Here is a 22,031-nt window from a genome sequence, read left to right as displayed (position 1 = left end):
GTCGACAATCGGAATGTCAAAAGGAAGGAGGCCGCTTAACATGAAAGCGCGCAGGCTCGGTTTTTGGAGAAAAGGTTGGATGGCGGTCGCCGTCATGGCCCTGTTCGCGTCCGGCTGCTTCGGCGGCAGCGGCGCGGACGGGAGCTTGCCGACGGATAAGACGGGGACCGCAGCTCCCGGGCAGCAAAGTCCCGCGGCGGCCGATGAGCCGTTCGAATATCCGATGCAAGGCTCGCCGGAGCTCACGTTAATGACGGAATTTCCGGACATGGGGACGCCGAATGCGGGGCCGATCGACGAGGAATACGAGAAGCGGACCGGCATCGCGATCCGGCATCTCGGCGGCGTGCAGATGCAGGACAATAAGTTCAACTATCTGCTTGCCTCCGGCAACCTGCCGGACATCTTCATGAATAACTGGCTGCAGTTCCCGGGAGGGCCCGAGAAGGCGATCGAGCAAGGACATATTCTGCCGCTGAACGACGTCATCGACCGCTATGCGCCGAATTTCAAGCGGGTGCTCGAAGAGAATCCCGAGATCGACAAAATGGTGAAGACGGACAGCGGCATCTATTACGCGTTCCCGTTCATCCGTTCGGAGACGGGCAAGGTGTACGGCGGGCCGATCGTCCGCAAGGATTGGCTGGACGAGCTGGGCCTCCCCGTCCCGACGACGATCGGCGAGTGGTACACGGCCCTCAAGGCATTCAAGGAGAAGAAGGGGGCGAGCGCGCCGCTCACGCTCCGAACGTTATTCATGGGCGAGCGAACGGCAGGGTTCGCGGGGGCGTTCGGCGTCATGGGTAACTTCTACGTCGAAGACGGGAAAGTGAAATACGGCTACCTGGAGCCGGGGTACCGGGACTACTTGGCGACGATGAGCAAGTGGTACCGGGAAGGGCTGCTCGATCCGGACTTTGCCGTCCTGGACCTGGAATCGGTGGACAAGAAGATGATGTCCGGGGCGAGCGGCGCCACGGTCGGCTGGTTTTCCTACATTGAAAAATATAATCTTGCGGCGCTATCGGGCGATCAGGCCGCTCAATATGTGGCGGCTCCCTACCCGACGCTTGCGGAAGGCGAGATTCCGAAGTTCGGACAGCTCGATAACGCGTATGCGGGGACAAGCTCGGCGGCGATCAAGGCGACGACGAAAAACCTGGAAGCGGCCGTCCGCTGGCTCGACTACGCGTATTCGGAGGAAGGCAGCCTGCTGAACACGTTCGGCATCGAAGGCGTCACGTATACGATGAAGAACGGCGAGCCGGCCTATACGGATCTGGTCTTGGCGAATCCCGAAGGATTATCCGGCGATATGGTCATGCTGCAATACGCGCATCAGACGAATTTCCCGATGATTCAACGCGATTCGCAGCTGGAGTGGAAGTTCGAAGAAACGAATGAGGCGGTCGACGTGTGGCGGAAGACGAAGCACGAGGATTATTTGCTGCCGCCGATTACGCCGACGACGGAGGAAGCGGGCGAGCTGTCCGCGCTAATGGACGGCATCGGCGAATACGTGAAGGATGCGGAGCTGCGGATCATCATGGGCGAGGATCCGATCGGCGCTTACGACGAGATGGCGAAGCAGCTGAAGCGGCTCGGAATCGACCGGATCCTTGCAATTAAACAAGCGGCCTATGAGAGATATGTCAATCGATGACTTCCGAACGCGGAAGTCGTCTTTTTTTTGCGCCCAAGAACGTCCGATTCGGGATTAAGTCCCGTCGTTTCAAGGTGTACATCGCCATTTCCTTGTTATCGTACATCATTTCCGTTATTGCACATTGCCGCTGAAAGCGCTTCTCCGGTACATTGATGGAGCGACAGAAGCGTCGGGCCCTCGGGTCCGGCCACGGTAAATTTTCATAAGGAAGGGATGACGGCATGGCAGCTCATGCGCAAGGCAAGGCGGCAGATGCAAGTCCGCTATGGAAGCACGTACGCAAGGAATGGAAGCTGTATTCGTTCCTGATCCTGCCCGTAATTTATTTCATCATTTTCAAGTATACGCCGATGCTCGGGAACATTATCGCCTTCCGGAAGTATAGAGGCGGAACGAATTTCTTCGGGTCGGAATGGGTCGGATTTACTTATTTCGAAATGTTCATGAAGGACCCGACGTTCTGGCGGGCGTTCTTCAACGATCTCACGCTTAGCGTAAGCTATCTCGTGGTCAAATTTCCGATCACCCTGCTGTTCGCGCTGCTGCTGAACGAACTGAGGAGAGTGAAGTGGAAGAAGTTCGTGCAGACGGTATCGTACCTGCCCCACTTCATCTCCATGGTTATCGTGGCGGGCATGATCAAGGAGATCGTCTCCATGTCGGGACCGCTCAACAGCGTCTTGTCCTGGATGGGCTTCGATAAAATATCGTTCATATCGCTGCCGGAATGGTTCCCGACGATCTACGTCACCTCGGGTATCTGGCAAAGCCTCGGCTGGGGAACGATTCTGTATTTGGCGGCGATGACCGCTATTGATCCCTCGCTCTACGAAGCGGCGAAGATGGACGGCGCGAACCGGTTCCGGCTCGCGATGCACGTGACGATTCCCGGCATTTTGCCGACGGTCATGGTTCTCCTGATTCTCGATATCGGCAGCATTCTCGGCTCGAACTTCGAGAAAATCCTGCTTCTGTACAACCCGTTAACCTATGAGACGGCGGACGTCATCTCGACCTACGTCTACCGGATGGGCATCACCGGCAGCAACTTCAGCTACGCGACGGCAGTCGGCTTGTTCGAAGGCGTCATCGGACTGATCCTCGTGACGATCGCGAATGAAGTTTCGAAGAGAACGACGAAATCCAGCCTATGGTAGAAAGGAGCCGCATGAAGTGAACCGAACCTCAACCTTCAGCGCTTTTACGATTGCAAATGGATTGTTCATGATTCTGGTCGTCTTGTTCACGTTGTACCCGTTCGTCTATCTTGTGGCGCAGTCCTTCAGCTCCGAAGCCGCCATCTATGCCGGCAAGGTGACGATCTTCCCGGTCGAATTCACGACCAAGACGTATGAAGTCATTCTAAGCAAGCCCGATTTCTTCCGGTATTACTGGAACACGATCGTCTATTCCGTGATCGGCACGTTCATCGCTGTGGCCGCGACGGCCGTCATGTCCTACCCGCTGTCGAAGGAGAGGCTGCGCCTCAACAAATTTTTTATCCCGTTCGTGCTGTTCACGATGTACTTCGGCGGCGGCCTTATTCCGAACTACATTCTGGTCGCGAAGACGCTCGGCATGCGGGATACGATCTGGGCGATCGTCATTCCGGGGGCGATCAGCGCCTTCAACGTCGTCCTGATGAAGACGTTCTTCGCCGGCATTCCGAACGAATTGGAGGAAGCGGGACGGGTCGACGGCCTGGGCGTATTCGGGATCTTCACGAGAATCATCCTGCCGCTGTCGAAGCCGATTCTGGTGACGATCATGCTGTTCGTCATGGTCGGCATGTGGAACAACTGGTTCGGGCCCTCGCTCTACTTGCAGACGAAGGAGAAGTGGCCGGTCGCCTTGTATTTGAAGCAAATTATCGACAACGCGGTCAGTCCGACCGAAATCGGCGCTTCGTCCGAGCAGGCGAGCCAGATCGCCGCAAGCGTCAAATCGACGGCGATGGTGCTCACGTCGCTGCCTATTATTTGCCTCTATCCGTTCGTGCAGAAGTATTTCGTGCAGGGCATGATGGTCGGGGCGGTCAAGGGATAGCAGGCGGAATCGGTATAACCGGAAGGGCTTCGGCCTTCTCCGTTATATATAATCGCAGGAACCAAAAAAAGGGAGGCAGCGGTATGTACAAAATCGGTAAAGCGGCATTGACGATCATGCTGGCATTGATGATCGCGGTGGTTGCAGCGTGCAGCTCGAATAATAACGGAGGCGCTTCCAATAGCGAATCGCCCGCAGCGGGCAATGCAGGCGCGGGCGATGCGAAGGCGGAGGATTATACGTTCGGGGAGGATCAGACCTTCCATTCGAACGAGCCGGTCACTTACTCTATGATGTACAGCGACCACGAGAATTATCCGACGAAAGAGGACTGGAGACTGTGGAGCGCCATTAAAGAGAAGACGAACGTGGAGTTCGACCTGTCCATCACGGCCAGGACGGAATACGAGAATCAGAAGTCGCTGCTCGTGAACAGCGGCGACGCGCCTTATATCATTCCGAAAACGTACGACGAATCCGCATTCGTGGCATCCGGCCAAATCGTGCCGGTCAGCGATTGGGTGCAGTACATGCCGAACTACATGAAGGCCGTCAAGGATTGGGGCATGGAAGAGGATCTGAAGGCCAAGATGAAGAACGACGGCAAATATTATGTCCTTCCGGGCATGTGGGAGATTGCCGGCGGCGGTTATTCCTATATCATCCGCAAGGACGTGTTCGAGGCGGCGGGCGTGGACGTCGAGGGCCAGCAAGGGAACTGGACGTACGAGGAATTCGCTGAAGCGATGAAGAAGGTCAAGGAGCATACGGGCGCGCAATACGTGTTCTCCGATCAGTTCAAGGGCGATTCGGCGCTCAATATTACGGCCGTTCAATACGGCGTTACCGGCGGATGGGGACTGTCCAACGGTCTGGTGTTCGACCATGAGAAGCAGCAGTTCACCTTCGCCGATGCGTCGGATGATTTCAAAAACTACCTCGGTTATTTCAACAAGCTGATCACCGACGGCATTATGGATCCGGAATCGTTCACGCAGGAAGACGATGCGGCGCGAGCCAAATTCTTCAAAGGCGATACCTTCGTCATCAGCGGTATTTATCAAGTACTTGCGGATTTCAAGAGTAAAATGCAAGATCCGAATGCCGAATTGTATATGATTACGCAGCCCGGCGGACCGAAAGGAAAGCTTCGGGTCGAGACTTCCCGTCTCGAGAACGGCATCATGATCAGCCAGAACGCGCTTGACGATTTGGGCGAGGAAGGCTTTATCAAGATGCTTCGTTTCGTCGACTGGCTCTGGTATTCCAATGAGGGCCAAACGCTCAGCTTGTGGGGCGTGGAAGGCGAGACGTACGACAAGGACGCGGAAGGCAGCATCGTCCTCAAGTCGGACATCTATTACAACGGGATCAATGAAGGCGCATCGAAGCAGCTGAACGTCGATTTCGGCTTCGCCGGCGGAGTGTTCGCGTACGGGGGCTCCGCGGAGCTCAGAATGTCCAAAATGACCGAAGGCGAGAAGGACTTCGTGAACCGCGTCCAATCGACGCGGGAGCCGCGCAAGCTGGCGCCGCCGATCATGGGCACGCCGGAGGAGAGCGAGCAGATGAACCTCATCTCGACGCCGCTCATGGATTACGTGAAGACGATGACGCTGAAGTTCATCACCGGTCAGGAAAGCTTCGACAAGTGGGACGAGTATAAGGCGCAGGTCGAAGCGAACGGCAGCACGCGGTATACGGACATGGCCAACGAGATTTTCGGGAAGACCAAGAGCTTGCTGGGCTATTAAGGGTTGAAAAAGAGGCTGGGTGCGGTCTTCTCAAGGAGGATGCACCCGGCCTTTTCTAGAAATAGTAGACATTACGCTTGAATGGAGGCAGCTTAGGTGACGGAGATGAGGGCAAGGATCGGAAGCGAAGCGTGGCTTCGTTATGAAACGGTCGAGAGCGAGGCACTGCGGGAGGAATATCGGAACGCCTGCGCGGCCGTTGCGATCGCGGGGGAAACCAAGGTGCTGCGAACCGCGGCGACGGAATTGAAGGAAGCGATGCGGGCGATGACCGGGTACTCGCCGGAGCTCGTTGCGGCTCGGGATCTTGAGGCTTCGGGCGTGATCATCGGGGTATTGGGCGGCGGGGATGCCGCAATCGACGGCGCGATCGGCGGCGAAGCGGACGCGATCGGCGACGAAGGGTACGTGATCCGGTCGATGAGAGGCTCGGCGGGGGAGTCGGGCCGCATCCTGATCGCGGGCAAGTCGGACCGCGGCGCCTTGTACGGCACGTTTCATTTGATCCGGCTGATGCAGCAGAGAGAGCCGCTCGGCGGGCTGCATATCGTCGAGACGCCGGCCAACGGCCTCAGAATGATCAATCAGTGGGACAACATGGACGGCTCGATCGAGCGCGGCTACGCGGGCAAGTCGATTTTCTACCGGGACGGCAGGTTCGTAGAGGATTTGACCCGCGTCCGGGAGTACGCCCGGCTGCTGTCGTCCGTCGGGATCAACGCGATCTCGATCAATAACGTCAACGTGCACCGGGAAGAGACGAAATTGATTACGACGGCGTACGAAGAGACGCTCGTGAAAGTAGCGGATATCCTCCGGGCTTACGGCATCGGGTTGTTCCTGAGCATTAACTTCGCGAGCCCGATCGCCATCGGCGGCCTGTCTACGGCGGATCCTTTGGACCCGGCAGTCAGAGGCTGGTGGGCCGAGCGGGCGTCCGACCTGTACCGGGCGATCCCGGACTTCGGCGGCTTCCTTGTGAAGGCCGACTCCGAATTTCGTCCCGGCCCGTTCACGTACGGCCGGAATCACGCGGACGGCGCGAATATGCTGGCCGAAGCGCTGGCGCCGCACGGCGGGCTCGTCATCTGGCGCTGCTTCGTCTACAACTGCCTGCAGGATTGGCGCGACCGTTCGACGGATCGGGCGAGGGCGGCTTACGACCATTTTACGCCGCTCGACGGACAGTTCGCGGACAACGTCATTCTGCAAATCAAGAACGGACCGATGGACTTCCAGGTGCGCGAGCCGGTGTCGCCGCTGTTCGGGGGACTGCGCGAGACGAACCAGGTGCTGGAGCTGCAAATTACGCAGGAATATACGGGGCAGCAGAAGCATGTGTGCTATCTCGTGCCGCAATGGAAGGAAGTGCTCGACTTCGATACGCATGCCGCGGGCGAAGGAACGACCGTTGCCAAGATTGCGAACGGCGGCGCGTGGAATCGTCCGTACGGCGGCATCGCAGCCGTGTCGAACATCGGGGACGACGCCTGCTGGACCGGGCATCCGCTGGCGCAAGCGAACCTGTACGGCTATGGGCGCCTGATCTGGAATCCTTCGCTCACCGCCGAAGGGATCGCCTCGGAATGGATTCGGCTCAGCCACAGCTGCGACCCGGCGGTCGAAGACGCCGTCCTCGGCATCCTCATGAACTCGTGGGGCATCTACGAGAGCTATACCGCGCCGCTCGGCGTCGGCTGGATGGTGAGTCCGAACCATCATTACGGCCCGAACGTGGACGGGTACGAATATTCGAAGTGGGGGACGTACCATTTCGCGGATTGCCGCGGGATCGGGGTCGATCGCACAATCGGAACGGGGACCGGCTACGCCGCGCAGTACCATTCGCCTTGGCGCGAGACGTACGATTCGCCGGAGAGCTGTCCCGACGAGCTGCTGCTGTTCTTCCATCACGTGCCGTACACCCATGTGCTGCGCAGCGGCAAGACGGTCATCCAGCATATTTACGACACGCATTTCGAAGGCGCGGAGGCCGCTGCGGCGCTGCTGGACGAATGGCTGTCGCTTCGAGGCAAAATCAACGAAGAGGATTTCGAGCTCGTCGCCTCCCGGCTAGCCGAGCAGCGCGACCACGCCAAGGAGTGGCGCGACGTGATCAATACGTATTTCTGCCGGAAGTCCGGCATTGCGGACGGGCAAGGCCGTCTGATCTATTGAAGCGGAAGCCGCTAATGCGCGGCATCCCAATACGTGCGAAAGCGAGCGGTGCGATTTGATGAATACGAAGGTTCTATTTAACGATGGATGGGAATTCGCCAAGAGCGGGCTGGACGCCGCCGATCATGCCGGGCTGCGCTTCGAGCCGGTCGATCTTCCGCATGACTGGCTGATCTATAATACGCAGGCGCTGTACGAGAATTCCATCGGCTGGTACCGCAAAACGTATACCCATTCGCGGCCGGGCCGGCAGCTGCTGCTCCGCTTCGACGGCGTATACATGGACTCGTCCGTCTACGTCAATGGCCGGCTTGTCGGCGAATGGAAATACGGCTACTCCTCCTTCGAGCATGACATCACGGACGCGGTCGTCAGCGGCGAGAATGAGATCGTCGTGAAGGTCGTGCACCAGAGCCCGAACAGCCGCTGGTATTCGGGCGCGGGCATTTATCGGAACGTGTGGCTGAAGGAGCGGGACGCCAATCATATCGCGGAGGGCGGCGTCTATGTCTCCACGAAGCGGCAGGGCGACCGCTGGCTGGTGGAGATCGATACGGACGCGCGGATCTTCGAGGACGTGCGGATCTCGCACAGCATCCGCTACGGGGAGCTGGAGGTCGCTTCCGCTTCGGAGCGGGTAACCGCCGCGGACGGGGGCGGCACCGCGACAAGCCGCCAGACGTTAACCGTCGAGCAGCCCTTGCCGTGGAGCACGGACGAGCCGAATTTGTACCGGATCGTGACGAGGATGCAGCGGGAGGCCGGCGGTGCGGACGAAGGAAGACAGGACGAGGTTCTGGAGACGGTCGCGACGCCGCTCGGCTTCCGGAGCATCGCGCTTGACCCGGAACAAGGGCTTCGGATGAACGGGAAGAAGCTGAAGCTGAACGGCGTCTGCGAGCATCACGACCTCGGCGCGCTGGGGGCGGCTTTCAACGTCGCGGCGCTGCGGAGAAGATTCGAGATTTTGAAGGACATGGGCGTCAACGCCATCCGCACGGCGCATAATATGCCGGCTCCGGAGCTGATGGACTTGGCGGACGAGATGGGACTGCTCGTCGTGTCGGAGGCGTTCGACATGTGGGAGCGGCCGAAGACGACATACGATTACGCGAGATTTTTCAAGGAATGGGCGTATCGCGACGTGAAGAGCTGGGTGCTGCGGGACCGGAATCACCCGAGCCTGATCATGTGGAGCATCGGCAACGAGATTTACGATACCCATGCGGACGAGCGGGGGCAGGAAGTGACCCGCATGCTGCTCGATTACGTGCTGGAATTCGATCCGAAGCGGAACGCGCGGGTGACGATCGGGTCGAACTACATGCCGTGGGAGAACGCGCAGAAATGCGCCGATATCGTGAAGGTGGCCGGCTACAATTACGCGGAGAAGTACTACCGGAAGCATCACGAGGAGCATCCGGACTGGATCATTTACGGCAGCGAGACCGCTTCGGTCGTCCAGAGCCGGGGCATTTACCGCTTCCCGTTCGAGAAATCGATTCTCGCCGACGACGACGAGCAGTGCTCCGCCCTCGGGAACAGCTCGACGAGCTGGGGCGCCAAGTCGGCGGAAGCGTGCATCCTGGCCGAGCGGGATACGCCGTTCTCCCTGGGCCAATTTCTATGGACCGGCTTCGACTATATCGGCGAACCGACGCCGTACCATACGAAAAATTCCTACTTCGGCCAAATCGATACGGCGACGTTCAAGAAGGATTCGTATTACGTCTACCAGGCCGCCTGGACCGATTACCGGACGAAGCCGATGGTGCACATTTTCCCATATTGGGATTTCAATGACGGACAAACGATCGACGTCCGCGTATGCTCGAACGCGCCAAGGATCGAGCTGCAGTTCAACGGGACGACGGTCGGCACGCACGACATCGATCACGAGCGCGGCACGCAGCTCGTCGGCTGGTGGAAGCTGCCTTACGCGAAGGGGGAGCTCAAGGCCATCGCCTACGACGAGGCGGGCCGCCTCATTGCGACCGACGTTCGCCATTCGTTCGGGGACGCGCGGCACATTCGACTTCAAGCGGACAAGGAGACGCTTGCGGCCGACGGTACCGACCTTATTTTCGTAGAGATCGGAATGCTGGACGCGGACGGTCATCCCGTCGACAACGCGAACAACCGCGTGCGCGTCGAGGTGACGGGGGCCGGACGGCTGCTTGGGCTGGATAACGGCGACAGCACCGATTACGACCCGTATAAGGGAACGAGCCGGAGATTGTTCAGCGGCAAGCTGATGGCGGTCATCGGCGCGACGCTTACGCCTGGTGCAATCGAAATTACGGTATTGTCCGAGGGTATGGCTGACGCGTCGATGACGTTCGAAGCGCATCCCGCGAAGGGCGGCGTACCGGAAGGATTATCGGCGAATACGAGCAATCGGGAGCTGCCTTGCGTGACGGGGAGCGCGGATGAAATTCCGCTTCGCAAGATCGAGCTTATCAGCGAGGCGGGGCAAATTTTCGACGAATCCGTGAAGGAAATCACCGTTCGGGCCGTATTGTGGCCGGAGAATGTCTCGTACCGGGACGTCGAGTGGCGCGCCGTGACGGACGAAGGCATCGATTCGAATATCGCGAAGGTCGAAGCGATCGGGCTTGAGGCGAAAATCACGGCCGTCGGGGACGGAGCGTTCCGCCTTCGCTGCACGAGCCGGAACGGCACGGACAAGACGAAGCTCATCTCGCAGCTGGAGTTTACGGCAACCGGTCTCGGGGTCGCCTACAAGGATCCGTACGGCTTTATTTCGGGGGGACTGTACGATTACTGCAAGGGCGACGTCAGCAACGGCAACGAGCGAGGCGTGGCGACGAGCCGGGACGGCGAGACGCAGGTCGGCTTCCGCGATATCGACTTCGGGCCGTACGGCTCCGACACGATTACGATACCGATCTTTGCCCTGTCCAGCGAAGAATACGCGTTGCAAATCTGGGAAGGAATGCCCGGCGAAGAAGGGAGCAGCTTGGTGGCCGACGTGATCTATCAGAAGCCGTCCAGGTGGAACGTCTATCAGGAGGAGACGTATCGCCTGAACAAGCGGCTTCGCGGCATTACGTCGCTGTGCTTCGTGCTTCGGCAGAAGGTACACATCAAAGGCTTTTCTTTTGAAAGGCAGAGCCGGGCGTTCGAGCGTAATGCGGCGGCTTCGTGCGACCGGATTTACGGAGACGCCTTTACCGTCGCGGGCGATCGCGTGGAAGGCATCGGCAACAACGTTTCCCTCGAGTTCGAGCATATGGATTTTGCCGGCGAAGGCACCTCGAAGCTGGTCGTAAGCGGCAGATCGCCGATCGATAAGAACACGATCCATATCCGGTTCGCCGGCGAGGACGGGGAAAGCAACCAGCTGGTGGAATTCGAGCATACGGGCGGCTACGAAGAGCGGACGTTTGCGCTGGAGCGGGTAATGGGGCTGCAGAAGGTGACGTTCATCTTCCTGCCGGGGAGCACCTTCGACTTCGACTGGTTCCGCTTCGAGCGGGAATAAGCTGAGGACCACGGTGTCCATCACGGACAAGCTTGATGTATAATAGGAAATATATGCCTATTACACGTCGGGAGCGAGGGGAATGGACTAGTGGAAGCCGTAATGGCGAAACAAAGATCGAAGCGGCGGACGATAGCGATTCTGTTGGCGGCTCTTCTTGCGGCGCTGCTGCTCGTCAGCTTTTTGTCGCCCGAATTAACGATAAGAAGAGACATCTTATTCCGTCTGCATCCGATTTAAGAAAATCTTGGATGCGCTTGTCGACCAGGCTAAGCTTGAAATCAAGGAGCTTGATATTCTTCTTGCAGAAAACGGAATTGCACCTTCACCTAAACCAGCAGATAGACCTCAAGTAAAGCTAGAAGATATTCCGGCTGGTGCAAGATTCACTGACCCTGAAATTGCAGCGGCTATCGCAGCCGACACAGCTACAGGAATCGTTGCTGCTAGCCAAGCTATGTCTCAATGTATAAGAGAAGATATCGCAGCGTTATATGCAAAATATCATCTCACGAAGACAGCTTTGGCAGTTCGTATTCTGGAGATGAACAAAGACAAAGGTTGGCTGATCCCTCCTCCGCTCCAACTAAAGCGGCCTGAACCAGTAAACGCGTAAAGCACATTTTCTAATCCCGCTCAATCGAGCGGGTTTTTTTTTCGCAGCTCCTTCCTTGCCAGCTTTTATGTGAAAGAAAGGAGAAAGTGATAAATACATCGCTTGATTGGCAATCTCTAAGAGTAATGGTCATCTATTCAACTCCTAAATAAGATTTTACTTTATTAAGTGGCCTCGTCCTGTAACATACGGACGAAGCCACTAAACCGATTGATTATCTAATTGGAAACCTGTTGGCATGAAAAATAAAGTTGGCATTTATTTTGATAAGTGTAAGAAATCTGTGTTTAAGGACGTCTCTATATGTAGAGAGCATTATTTAACAAAGCATAATTGACTTTGGCCAACAGTCGAGATGTTTTAGTATGATGAACTCATATCAATCTAGAACGGAGGGGAGTCAGATTGAAATAGATCATGTAAATTTACAACGGCAACAATCCTTCGATTATATTTTTAAGAATTACAAAGATAAGATATACAGTTTTTTTATACATTCTGGCATTAACGCAGAAGATGCGCAAGATCTGACTCAGGACACTTTTTTGAAGATATATCGTTTCTTGGATCAACAAGACGCAAATAAAAATTTAGCTGCGTGGATTTTCAAGATTGCTTCCAACACAGCCAAAGATTATTATTGGAAATCTTCTTTATTTCGAGGTCGTAGAAGTAAATTAGAGCGTTTATCTACATTCGATAACTCATCAACGCCAGAAAGCATCCTTCTTCAAAAGGAACAAAAACAAGAATTGCAAAGGATTTTGTTGAGAATTCCATTTAACTATAGAGTGATTCTCCTGTTACGTTTTACTAATGAGCTAAGTTATGAGGAAATTGCTGAGATTATGAATTATAGCGTGAATAAAGTGAGTGTGCATTTACATCGAGCAAAAAAGAAGGTTAGAAAACTGTTGACGAACAGCGAGGTGATCGAATTTGAAATGCTTTACTGAAATCGAGGCTTGCATGTACTTAGCTAACAGTCAAAACGATGAGATAGAGGCTCATATCTTACATTGCAATGAATGTAAAGATCTATTGAACAAAACAAGGCGCGAGTTGGACTATTTTAACGACCTACTTTATTCAAGTGAATTGCCTGATCAAGCAAATTACAAAATAATGAGTGAAATTTCGAAGATTGAGAAAAATCAAAAGGGAGAATACGGTTTAAAACCATCTCGACCAAGAAAAAAATATTATATTGCAGCTTCAATTGTTGCATTCTTATTGATTGCATGTTCTTCGCCAGTCATGGCTAAATATGTCCAGTCTTTATTTATGGATTCTGATGTGATGGATCAAGGGCTTCTGACCGCTTATGAAGTAGGAAACGTGTTTCATGCGGATATCGCTATAGAAGATAGAGGATTTACTTTAAAGGTCTCTGATATCATTGCGGACCCGGCTCGCGTAGCTGCAGCAGTCCAGATAATAGGAAAAGATGGCGAACATTTTGATAACATCCTTAATCTAAATGGTTCTAACCATATTGAGGTAGTGGGCGAAAATGAAGAGGTTCTTGCGGAGTTCTCCGATATCGGCTACGCACCTGATTTTTATTACATGCAATCTATTATGAAAAATGAACTAGAGCACGATCAAGTCTACATTAGGGGAGTCATCAACCGGTTAACTACGGATAAAGGTGAAGTGATCGATGGCGATTGGAGTTTTAAAATACCGGTTAATTTGAAAGCTGTTTCTAAAAACGTAGAGGTTAATAACTTGAATAAAACCTACACGTTTAAAGGCATCGCTCTTGAAGTAATGAGGATGGTATATTCCCCTGCAGGTGTAAGGCTGGAGATTAATACTTCGGAACTTGGAGATGGAAGTAATAGCAACGCTACTAAGCCAGAGCATGAATTATACTTTCACATAGAAGACATAAACGGAAAAATAGTCGAGAAGGTTACGACGATGGAAGTAGGGTATCCAAGTAGTTTGTTTTCAAAGACGGTAACTTATAACCAGACTAGTCGAAAGTATCAATGGACCTATCTATTCCGATCATTACAGCGCGAAGAAAGCTTATATTTTGTATTAGATGGTCTTCGTAAAACCGAACAAAGCAAGGATATGATGAAATTCAATCCAAGCGACTTGCAAAAAAACATCAAAACCTTTGAATCAAATGGAGACATAATAAAATTGGGCGGAGTCAAACAAGAAGCTAACAAAACAATTATTCAAATTGGAGGACAGTTCGTCAACCCATTTATAAATGATGAATGGCAACTGATTGATGATAATAATAAGAGTTATAAATTAAGTTTTAGCGGTTCTTACATGGAGGAGAACACGATTACGTTAAATGAAGATTCAGAATTTATTGCTGAAGGGACTCCTTTTATTAGCGGTAATTGGCTGCTTAAAAGAGTGAAGGTAGACACAATCCATCGTCCAGATCAAAGCTGGCGTTTTAGAATCGATTAATTCATTCTGCAAGCAGGCGTCTGTTTAACTCCTCTCCTAAACCAAGAATGCTCATCATGCAATTATGGCGAGCATTCTTGGACTAGAATTATGAAAAACTTTCCAACTCCGCTAACGGGCAGATTACTTTAATATTGCCTTTGCAGGAAATCGGATTCCGCACGATAATATAATTTTAACGTACAAAAGGCGGCCATTCCCTCTGGAACGACAGCCTTTATACACCCGTATCAACCAACGAATTGCATCATAGCTGGTTAAACCGCTCGCGTTCTTCCCAGAACGGGCCATGGCCGCTGTATTGGAATGGGACGAACTGCGAGCCCTTGATCAGTATGTGCGTTTCCTGTCCTTTGGTGAAAGGGACGATTTTGTCGTGTATGCCGTGAACAATCAGTGTAGGTACGGCGATTTTCTGAAGATCCGAATACACGTTTTCGTCTTGCAGCGTGACCATGATCGCCGAAGTGGCATAGCCGGCTGCCTGCAGGCTCATCTGCATAAACCAATTGGCGAACGGTCCTGTGATAAGCTGGAAGAAGAACAAGTTAGTCACGCTCTGCAGCATGTTGGGGCGGTCGTTCAAGGTGGCGGCAATAAACTCGTTCGCTGTCTGTTTGTCCACGCTGGACGGCGCCGCCGCATCGATCAACACGAGTTTGTTTACGCCATAGCCTTGGTGCCGCGCCATGTACCGGATCGCAATCGCCCCGCCGGTCGAGTGCCCTGCCAGTGTAAAGTCCTTCAGTTGCAGTGCGCCCGCGACGATACGTATATCGTCCGCCAAACGGTCAAAGCCATAGCCCGTGAACGGCTTATCCGAGTTGCCGTAGCCCCGCCAGTCGATGCTGACGCAGCGGTAGCCCATTGCCGGAAGCACATCATACTGATATTCGAACTGATTGTGGTTAAGCGGCCAGCCATGAATGAAAAAGATCGTTTTCCTGCCCGCCGGATTAATATCCTCCACGAATATGTTAATGCCAGGTTCCACCGTTATAAAGCTTCCCACGCCGATCCCTCCGAATCCGTTATCGTACTTCTACTAATATATACTCACAGTTGGGGCATAGATGATTGCCCATGGTCGATTTCCGGTGCCCTGGGCTAATCTATTTCAAAAAACTGCTCGAATAGCATGTTATTTAGGCGGATTCGTTGTTACGCTTACGGAAACGCTAGTTCAACGCATCTCGGGGCAGTTTGTCAGCGCAACTGCTCCATTTTAGTGCCGACTTTTGTCTGGTAGAACACTCAGATGCACGAAGTGTCCATTGAGTAAGCAAGAAGGATTCGAAAATAAACGATATTGAAACGAACATTATGCGTATTTTAACGCCGAAGGTGCCTCTATTATAGCTCCAGTTTTCACAGCACCCCCCCTAAATAGGGTCAATGATGGGCATTATAACGATAACCAGTAGTTCAGACGTTAACAGCTGTCTCCCAAAATATCGCTTGCCTTAAAGTGTACTTTAAGGTTTAGGATGAGGAAGAACCAGCCGATTCCGTCTGAAAATAACCGATAAGGAGCGATCCGGCCAATGGCATTCACGATCAAAGAAGCTTCAGAGCGGCTTGGTTGCCCGGCTCATACGATTCGTTTTTACGAGAAGGAGGGATTGCTCCCTTACATTAAGAGAGATAAGAACGGGAATCGACTGTTCGAACAAGATCACCTGGATTGGATCCGGCTGATGACATGTTTCCGGGCGACAGGGATGAAGCTGTCGTTGCTGAAGGAGATGGTGGATCTTGCGCTCGATGGTGATTCGACGATTCCACAGCGCAAAGCGATCTTGAACCAGTACAAGGAAGATTTATTTCGCCGCCAGAACGAATTGGCCGAAGCGCTCGACGCCGTCAATAACAAACTGTCGATATACGAAGACATCGAGAAAGGGAGAATCCCTTCCGAGAGCCAGTTGTTAATCAAGATGGAGGAGTCAGAGCGACAACAAACATAGAATGAGGGATTAACAAATGCAGCAAAGAATTTTGGGCAATAGCAATATCCTCGTCTCTTCGATCGGACTGGGAATTATGGGAATGTCTCCAGGCATTTACGGGGAGACTAACGACGAACAGTCGATCCAAACGATCCATCGCGCTTTGGACATAGGCGTCACGATGTTCGATACCGCGGACGTGTACGGGAACGGGCATAACGAAAAGCTGCTCGGCCGTGCTCTTCAAGGGCGCCGCGAGCAAGCCATTATCGCCACCAAGTTCTCGTACACCCCAAATTACGAGAGCATCAGTGGCCATCCTGATTACGTTAAGAAAGTAGTGGAGGATAGCCTTCGCCGTTTGAATACGGATTACATCGATCTATACTACCAACACCGCGTCGATCCGCAAATCCCGATAGAGGAGACGGTCGGAGCGATGGCAGACTTGGTCAAGGCAGGCAAAGTTCGGGCGCTCGGCCTGTCCGAGGCTTCCGCTTCCACCATTCGCCGCGCTCATGCCGTGTATCCGATCTCCGTGCTAGAGAGTGAGTATTCGCTCTGGAGCCGTGACATCGAAGAGGAGATACTCCCTACCGTAAGAGAGCTGGGGATTACCCATGTGGCCTACAGTCCACTGAGCAGGGGCTTTATCTCCGGCGAGCTTCGCACTTTCGAGGATCTGGCCGCCGACGATCTTCGCAGATGGATGCCGCGGTTCCAAGGAGACAACTTTCGGATGAACATTGAGGTTGTCGACAAGATTAAGGAGATCGCGATGGAGAAGAACTGTACACCATCCCAATTGGCCATTGCCTGGACGATTGCCAACGGGGCGCTGCCTATCCCGGGTACGAAGCGTATCAAGTATCTGGAGGAAAATGCGGCCGCGGCTGATATCCTTCTCATGAAGGAGGACCTCGAACGAATCGATCAGGTCAGCCCCAAGAATGTCGTTCACGGCACGCGTTATATGAAAGATCAGATGACGCTGCTCGACGGCTAGACTATAATCAGAAGAAGCATTGGTCCACGGGCTCCGTGGACCATTTGCAATTGGATATTGTCTCAGGAGGTCGGCAGCCAGGAACGCTTGTTTTACAGATCGAATCAAAATCGCTCCAGGCTTCTGGACGAGCCAAATATCACCCCGTTGCAGACTCATGTATCCATCTTATTTTCACAACTTCCTTAACTCAGCCAGGATATCCTCCGGATCGGGGCGCTTCATGAAATCCGGGTTAACGTACGCGGAACGGATCATGCCGGATTCGTCGATCATGAAGGTGGAAGGGATGGGAAGGATCCACCGCTCGGTCGCGTTGTATTCGGCCAGATCCAGCTTGAACTTGTTCGTCATGATCTCCTGAAGGTACGGCGGCACGTCGTACAAAATATTGTAATAGGCGGCCACCAGACCGTTCGTATCGCTCAGCACCTGGAATCGCAGTTCTTCCTTCTCCTGATGGGAAAGCGTATTGTCCGGGCTTTGCGGGCTAACGGCGATGAGCCTGGCGCCCAGCGCATGAATCTCCGGCAGCAATTTCTGATACGCCCGGAGCTGCGCGTTGCAGAAGGGGCACCAGCCGCCGCGGTAGAAGGTGAGAACGACAGGTCCTTTGGCTAGTTCGTCGTACAAGTGAACGGGGATGCCCATCGGATTATTCAGCGAAAAATCTTTCGCCTTCTGCCCTTCCTGCAGGCCATGCCGCACGCCCGATTCCTGCTGCTCCCGGATCGAACGGAACATCTCGGCCAGCACTTCCGCGGGCGAATGGGCGACAAACTGTTGTTTCATTTCTTCCAGCGTTTGCTTTAATGACATGAATGAATTCCTCCATCATTATAACGGAATGTATGCTCCGCCAACCTATAATTTTAAAAACCCAATAACCAGAAAAACGATACCGATTGCGATGGAGAGGTAGCCGGCGACTTTTTTGACAGGACCGCTCCATTTGGACAATTTGCTTAGAATGGAAATGGAGAAGACGGCAACAAGCGCGAGTATCACGCCTTTCCCAAGCGTATAGGTAGTCATGAGCAGCGCTCCGTGAAGCGGGCTTCCTTGAAGGGCGATATAGCTAATCAGCGCAAAAAAGATGGGGATTGCACAGGGTGAAATGACCAGTCCGTAAGGAATCCCCAGCTTGAAAGCGGCCATGTTGCTTGGCGGGAGGTCCGGCCGGCTCATCGGCTTCTGGAAAGCGGGCATCGCGAATGTAATGACGCCAAGCAGCTGAAGCCCGGCCAATAGGTCAAAGACGGGCGGAACCCAGGTCAATAAATGGTATTTCTCGACAAAGGGCAGGAACTGCTGGCCGAGCAGCGCGATGATCAAACCGATCAACAGCGAAGTGACAATCATACCTAAGATAAAGTTGATCGCGATCACAAGGGCTTTTCTTTTATCGCCGGCCGCTCCTTTCTGGACATAACCCGCAAACATGGCAAGCACAGGCAAATAGCATGCCAATACCGCGCTCACGATGCCGACGATGAAGACAAGGATGTAAGTAGAGGCGGAAATTCCGCCCGTGATCGTAAAATGATATAAATCTTCCATTAGTTTCTCCTTTTATTTCGTATTAGATCTTCATGATGCAGCAATTCGTGCACACGCTCACGAAGCTTGGGCAGTGCGGGCAAAGAGCTGAATTCCGCTTTCCCGTTGATGAGAATCGCTCCGGCGCTGAAAACGTTCAGTTCCTGGAGACGTTCAAACTGATCGACCACATGCAGCTCCCGAATCTCGATTTGCGGAAATTCCGCCGCTGCTTGCTTCACCAGCTTTAGCGCTTTTTGACAAATGGAACACCCTGGCCCAGCCGATACCACCTCGATTAACAAAAGACCTCCTCCTTCTTTTCCATTCTGTTAAACTTCCTCCATGCCAAAGGAAGATTTGTTTTGATTATAAAGGGCGGGCTGTTAAATCCTTGTTAAGTGAAGCTCCGGATGACGGCCTTCTTTTCCTCGCATCGCGAAAATGCGTGTGCTATTCTATTGTCATTGAAGGAAGGAGTGGTGATATGCGAATCCTCATTGTTGAAGATGAGGAGGACCTTTCACGCGCGTTAGCCAAAGGCTTAAAGCGGGAAGGTTATGCGGTGGACATCGCTGTAGACGGGCTGACCGGGTGGGAGCACGCGGATACCAATGATTATGACGTCATTCTCCTCGACATCAATCTTCCGGAGCTGGACGGCATTTCGCTTTGTCATCGGATTCGTCAGTCCTCGCACCATAACGATGTGTTTATCCTCATGCTGACCGCGCGCAGCCATCCGGACGAGGCGGAAGAAGGGCTCGATTCGGGCGCGGACGACTATCTCCGCAAACCGTTCGTGTTCAATGAATTGCTTGCCCGCATCCGGGCGCTCCTTCGCCGGCGTTCGTCCGTGAAAAGCCCCGTCCTGCAGTTCGGCCAGCTTACCCTTGATTCGAAAACGAAGGAAGTCCGGTTCGAGCATGTTCTTGTTTCATTAACGAGAAAAGAATTCGGTCTGCTCGAATACCTGATGCTGCATCCCGGCGAGGTCATTTCGTCCGAAAGGCTTCTTGAGCATGTTTGGGACATCCATGCGGATCCCTTTTCCTCTACGGTCAGGGTTCACGTCAATTCCTTGCGCAGAAAGCTCTCGCACCATGATCCGGAGGCAGGGGAGAGGTATATTCAGACCGTTCAAGGGTATGGGTATAAATGGGCTCTGAGCACGGCTGCAAAGAAAGAGGAAACGACATGAGACCGTGGAACCGGCTTTCGCTTCGTGCAAGAGTGACGCTGTTTTCTATTCTTTTTTTGGCGATATTGATTACGCTATATGTGTCTATAGAGTCTTTTTTCTCCGTTTACAGCATTGTATCCGAGTCGCAGGGGCGTATCATAAGCTTGGTTGTCGTTCTAATAGGCATGATTCTGAGCTCGCACTGGCTCGCCGTCATTATCCTGAAGCCAGTGAAACGGATGAGTGAGACAGCTGCCGGAATAACGGCATCCACCCTGCACCAACGTCTCGAAATTGACCTGCTGCATGACGAATTGAAGAAGCTCGGGATCGTATTTAATTCGATGCTGGATGGGCTGGAACACTCCTTTAACCAACAGGCCCGGTTTGTTTCCGCGGCCGCGCATGAATTAAGAACGCCGCTTTCCATTCTGCGTACGAATCTTGAAGTGGCCGGAGACGGCGATGGCATTGATCCAAGCGAATGGCGGGATTACAAGGCGACAACCGAGCGGACGCTTACGCGACTGGAGTCATTAACGGAGGATTTGCTGCTGCTGGCGGACGGTACGTACGATCGGGAGCATGGTGAGCACCAGGTTGTAGAGCTTGCCGACATTCTTGCAGATGTCACTTCATTTATGGAACCGGTGGCCGTCAAATACGGGGTGACGCTTCATCTGACGGAGCCCTGCGCGGCTTTGGTCAAGGGGGAAGAAAGCTTCTTATTCCTGGTCTTTCGAAATCTGCTGGACAACGCCATCCGGTATAATCGGACGGGTGGGAACGTAACGCTGCAGGTCTCGCAAGAAGATGGACGGGTTGCGGTACGGGTTTCGGACACGGGGAAGGGAATACCCCGGGCGTCTTGGGAGCTGATTTTTGAACGGTTTTATCGAATCGACTCGTCACGGGCACGCAGGAGTGGCGGGGCTGGTCTGGGCTTGTCGATTGTCCGCCATTTGCTTGCCTTGTTCCAGGGGACCGCTGAGCTGGAGACGAGCTCCGAATCGGGAAGCGTATTTAAGGTCACGTTGATCCGGGGTTAAGATGCTCGACCGACCACCAGCACCAGCCGGATTGCGGCAACGGCCGCTGCAGGAACGAATCGATGCTTGGTCACCGGTTGCTCAAATGCCAGCGGTCCATCGCCGCCTATAGACGGGGTGTTGACCGATTCCCGAAGCATGCCGAAGCCTGCCGAAGCCTGCCGGAGCATGCCGAAGCCTGCCGGAGCCTGCGAATGTGCAGGCTTTCGGTCGCTTTATACGTGCGGCGAAGCAAATGCCTGCGAATGTGCATCTTTTTCCAGCTGGTAAACACAAAAGGAGGCTCATGTCCCGAAAAGCCTGTACATACGCAGGCATTCCGTACGGCCGCCACATCGGTAGCGCAAAGGCTGCACAATTGCAGGCTTTGCGCTCGGTTAGCTGTGCTGATAGCAGAGGCGATGCATGCTTGCCAAAACTAATGTAATTAGTTATACGCATCCGGCAGAAAACATTGGCGGTCGGTTTTCTCGTTGTTGCAGCGACCGCCGTCCTGTTGGTCTATTTGCCGAACATGGGAAATACGATTGAACAATAAGAAGACAGGAATCGAGGTCGGTGGGGATGAAAATCGTCGTCGTATCCGATACGCATATGCCAAGAATGAACAAGAAGCTGCCGGATCGGCTGCTGCGCGAGCTCAAAACGGCAAAAGCCGTCATTCATGCGGGCGATTGGACGAAGCTTTCCGTATACGAGGCGCTGGCTGCGTTCGCTCCGGTCTACGGCGTCGCAGGCAACAATGACGGAGCGGACATCGTCCGCAAGTTCGGCTGGCGGAGACAATTCGAGCTCGAGGGCGTAAAAATCGGCATCGTTCACGGACATGGCCCGGGGAGGAGAAGCAATACGGAAGCGCGCGCGCTCGAAGCGTTCCAGAACGATCGTCTGCATGTGCTGATTTATGGCCATTCCCACATCCCGGTGCTTAAGCGTTCGGGCGGCCTGCTCGTCTTTAATCCCGGGTCGCCGACGGATAAGAGGAGGCAGCCGATGTATTCGTTCGGCATTTTGCGGCTTGCCGGCGGAGCCGTGTCCGCCAAACATATTTTCTACCATGACAAGTCGTAGATTTAGCTTTGAATACTTACCTATCAT

18 protein-coding genes and 1 pseudogene are annotated in these 22,031 nt (G+C 53.6%); 15 read left to right on the top strand and 4 right to left on the bottom strand.

Annotated features, from left to right (window positions below; genetic code table 11):
- The first annotated feature begins 40 nt into the window (after window positions 1-40).
- The 10 genes and pseudogenes from IDH41_RS25195 to IDH41_RS25150 all read left to right on the top strand — a co-directional run bounded on the left by IDH41_RS25195 (window position 41) and on the right by IDH41_RS25150 (window position 14,207).
- Complete coding sequence (locus IDH41_RS25195; RefSeq protein WP_190866071.1) at window positions 41-1,663, top strand: extracellular solute-binding protein; 1,623 nt, start codon at window positions 41-43, stop codon at window positions 1,661-1,663.
- Between the two features lie 224 nt (window positions 1,664-1,887).
- Window positions 1,888-2,823, top strand: a complete 936-nt coding sequence (locus IDH41_RS25190; RefSeq protein WP_190866069.1) for an ABC transporter permease — start codon at window positions 1,888-1,890, stop codon at window positions 2,821-2,823.
- 16 nt (window positions 2,824-2,839) lie between these two features.
- Window positions 2,840-3,712: a carbohydrate ABC transporter permease gene (locus tag IDH41_RS25185; protein ID WP_190866067.1), complete on the top strand. Its 873-nt coding sequence runs from the start codon at window positions 2,840-2,842 to the stop codon at window positions 3,710-3,712.
- A gap of 83 nt (window positions 3,713-3,795) precedes the next feature.
- A complete protein-coding gene (locus IDH41_RS25180; RefSeq protein ID WP_190866065.1) occupies window positions 3,796-5,466 on the top strand; it encodes an ABC transporter substrate-binding protein in 1,671 nt (556 codons plus the stop codon).
- 105 nt (window positions 5,467-5,571) lie between these two features.
- A complete protein-coding gene (locus IDH41_RS25175) occupies window positions 5,572-7,644 on the top strand; it encodes an alpha-glucuronidase family glycosyl hydrolase (RefSeq protein WP_190866095.1) in 2,073 nt (690 codons plus the stop codon).
- Window positions 7,645-7,702: 58 nt separating this feature from the next.
- Window positions 7,703-11,149: a glycoside hydrolase family 2 TIM barrel-domain containing protein gene (locus IDH41_RS25170; protein WP_190866063.1), complete on the top strand. Its 3,447-nt coding sequence runs from the start codon at window positions 7,703-7,705 to the stop codon at window positions 11,147-11,149.
- Between the two features lie 102 nt (window positions 11,150-11,251).
- Window positions 11,252-11,389, top strand: a complete 138-nt coding sequence (locus IDH41_RS25165; RefSeq protein ID WP_190866061.1) for a hypothetical protein — start codon at window positions 11,252-11,254, stop codon at window positions 11,387-11,389.
- A pseudogene (locus tag IDH41_RS25160) lies at window positions 11,388-11,765 on the top strand (DUF3231 family protein); the annotation flags it as partial. The gene IDH41_RS25165 and the pseudogene IDH41_RS25160, both read left to right, overlap by 2 nt.
- A gap of 368 nt (window positions 11,766-12,133) precedes the next feature.
- Window positions 12,134-12,721, top strand: coding sequence for an RNA polymerase sigma factor (locus IDH41_RS25155; RefSeq protein ID WP_190866059.1), 588 nt, complete (start codon window positions 12,134-12,136; stop codon window positions 12,719-12,721).
- A 13-nt stretch (window positions 12,722-12,734) separates the two neighbouring features.
- Entirely contained in the window at window positions 12,735-14,207 is a 1,473-nt protein-coding gene (locus IDH41_RS25150) for a DUF4179 domain-containing protein (protein WP_190866057.1), read from the top strand.
- A 247-nt stretch (window positions 14,208-14,454) separates the two neighbouring features.
- Here IDH41_RS25150 and IDH41_RS25145 read toward each other — a convergent pair whose 3' ends face one another.
- Window positions 14,455-15,219 (bottom strand): alpha/beta fold hydrolase, encoded by a 765-nt coding sequence (locus IDH41_RS25145; RefSeq protein WP_190866055.1) that lies wholly within the window; start codon window positions 15,217-15,219, stop codon window positions 14,455-14,457.
- Between the two features lie 532 nt (window positions 15,220-15,751).
- Between IDH41_RS25145 and IDH41_RS25140 the strand changes: the two genes are divergently transcribed.
- Window positions 15,752-16,174, top strand: coding sequence for a MerR family transcriptional regulator (locus IDH41_RS25140; protein ID WP_145950312.1), 423 nt, complete (start codon window positions 15,752-15,754; stop codon window positions 16,172-16,174).
- A gap of 16 nt (window positions 16,175-16,190) precedes the next feature.
- The gene (locus IDH41_RS25135) at window positions 16,191-17,162 is read left to right on the top strand and encodes an aldo/keto reductase (RefSeq protein WP_190866053.1); all 972 of its coding nucleotides are present in this window, start codon (window positions 16,191-16,193) and stop codon (window positions 17,160-17,162) included.
- A 174-nt stretch (window positions 17,163-17,336) separates the two neighbouring features.
- Here IDH41_RS25135 and IDH41_RS25130 read toward each other — a convergent pair whose 3' ends face one another.
- Genes IDH41_RS25130 through IDH41_RS25120 form a run of 3 tightly spaced genes read right to left on the bottom strand, consistent with a single transcriptional unit; the run spans window position 17,337 to window position 19,006 of the window.
- Window positions 17,337-17,981, bottom strand: a complete 645-nt coding sequence (locus tag IDH41_RS25130) for a peroxiredoxin-like family protein (protein WP_190866051.1) — start codon at window positions 17,979-17,981, stop codon at window positions 17,337-17,339.
- A 45-nt stretch (window positions 17,982-18,026) separates the two neighbouring features.
- A complete protein-coding gene (locus IDH41_RS25125; RefSeq protein WP_190866049.1) occupies window positions 18,027-18,722 on the bottom strand; it encodes a cytochrome c biogenesis CcdA family protein in 696 nt (231 codons plus the stop codon).
- Complete coding sequence (locus IDH41_RS25120) at window positions 18,722-19,006, bottom strand: thioredoxin family protein (protein WP_190866046.1); 285 nt, start codon at window positions 19,004-19,006, stop codon at window positions 18,722-18,724. The genes IDH41_RS25125 and IDH41_RS25120 overlap by 1 nt, the downstream gene beginning before the upstream one ends.
- Window positions 19,007-19,188: 182 nt before the next feature.
- Between IDH41_RS25120 and IDH41_RS25115 the strand changes: the two genes are divergently transcribed.
- The 3 genes from IDH41_RS25115 (at window position 19,189) to IDH41_RS25105 (ending at window position 22,004) form a co-directional block, all read left to right on the top strand.
- Complete coding sequence (locus IDH41_RS25115; RefSeq protein WP_190866045.1) at window positions 19,189-19,902, top strand: response regulator transcription factor; 714 nt, start codon at window positions 19,189-19,191, stop codon at window positions 19,900-19,902.
- Complete coding sequence (locus IDH41_RS25110; protein WP_190866043.1) at window positions 19,899-20,933, top strand: sensor histidine kinase; 1,035 nt, start codon at window positions 19,899-19,901, stop codon at window positions 20,931-20,933. The genes IDH41_RS25115 and IDH41_RS25110 overlap by 4 nt, the downstream gene beginning before the upstream one ends.
- A 564-nt stretch (window positions 20,934-21,497) precedes the next feature.
- Window positions 21,498-22,004: a metallophosphoesterase family protein gene (locus IDH41_RS25105; protein ID WP_190866091.1), complete on the top strand. Its 507-nt coding sequence runs from the start codon at window positions 21,498-21,500 to the stop codon at window positions 22,002-22,004.
- Window positions 22,005-22,031 lie beyond the last annotated feature (27 nt).

The sequence above is a fragment of the Paenibacillus arenilitoris genome, from assembly GCF_014705655.1.
GTDB classification, from domain to species: Bacteria; Bacillota; Bacilli; order Paenibacillales; family Paenibacillaceae; genus Pristimantibacillus; species Pristimantibacillus arenilitoris.
The sequence above is the reverse complement of the archived record's forward strand: the minus strand, read 5'-3'. Positions and strand labels throughout refer to the sequence as shown.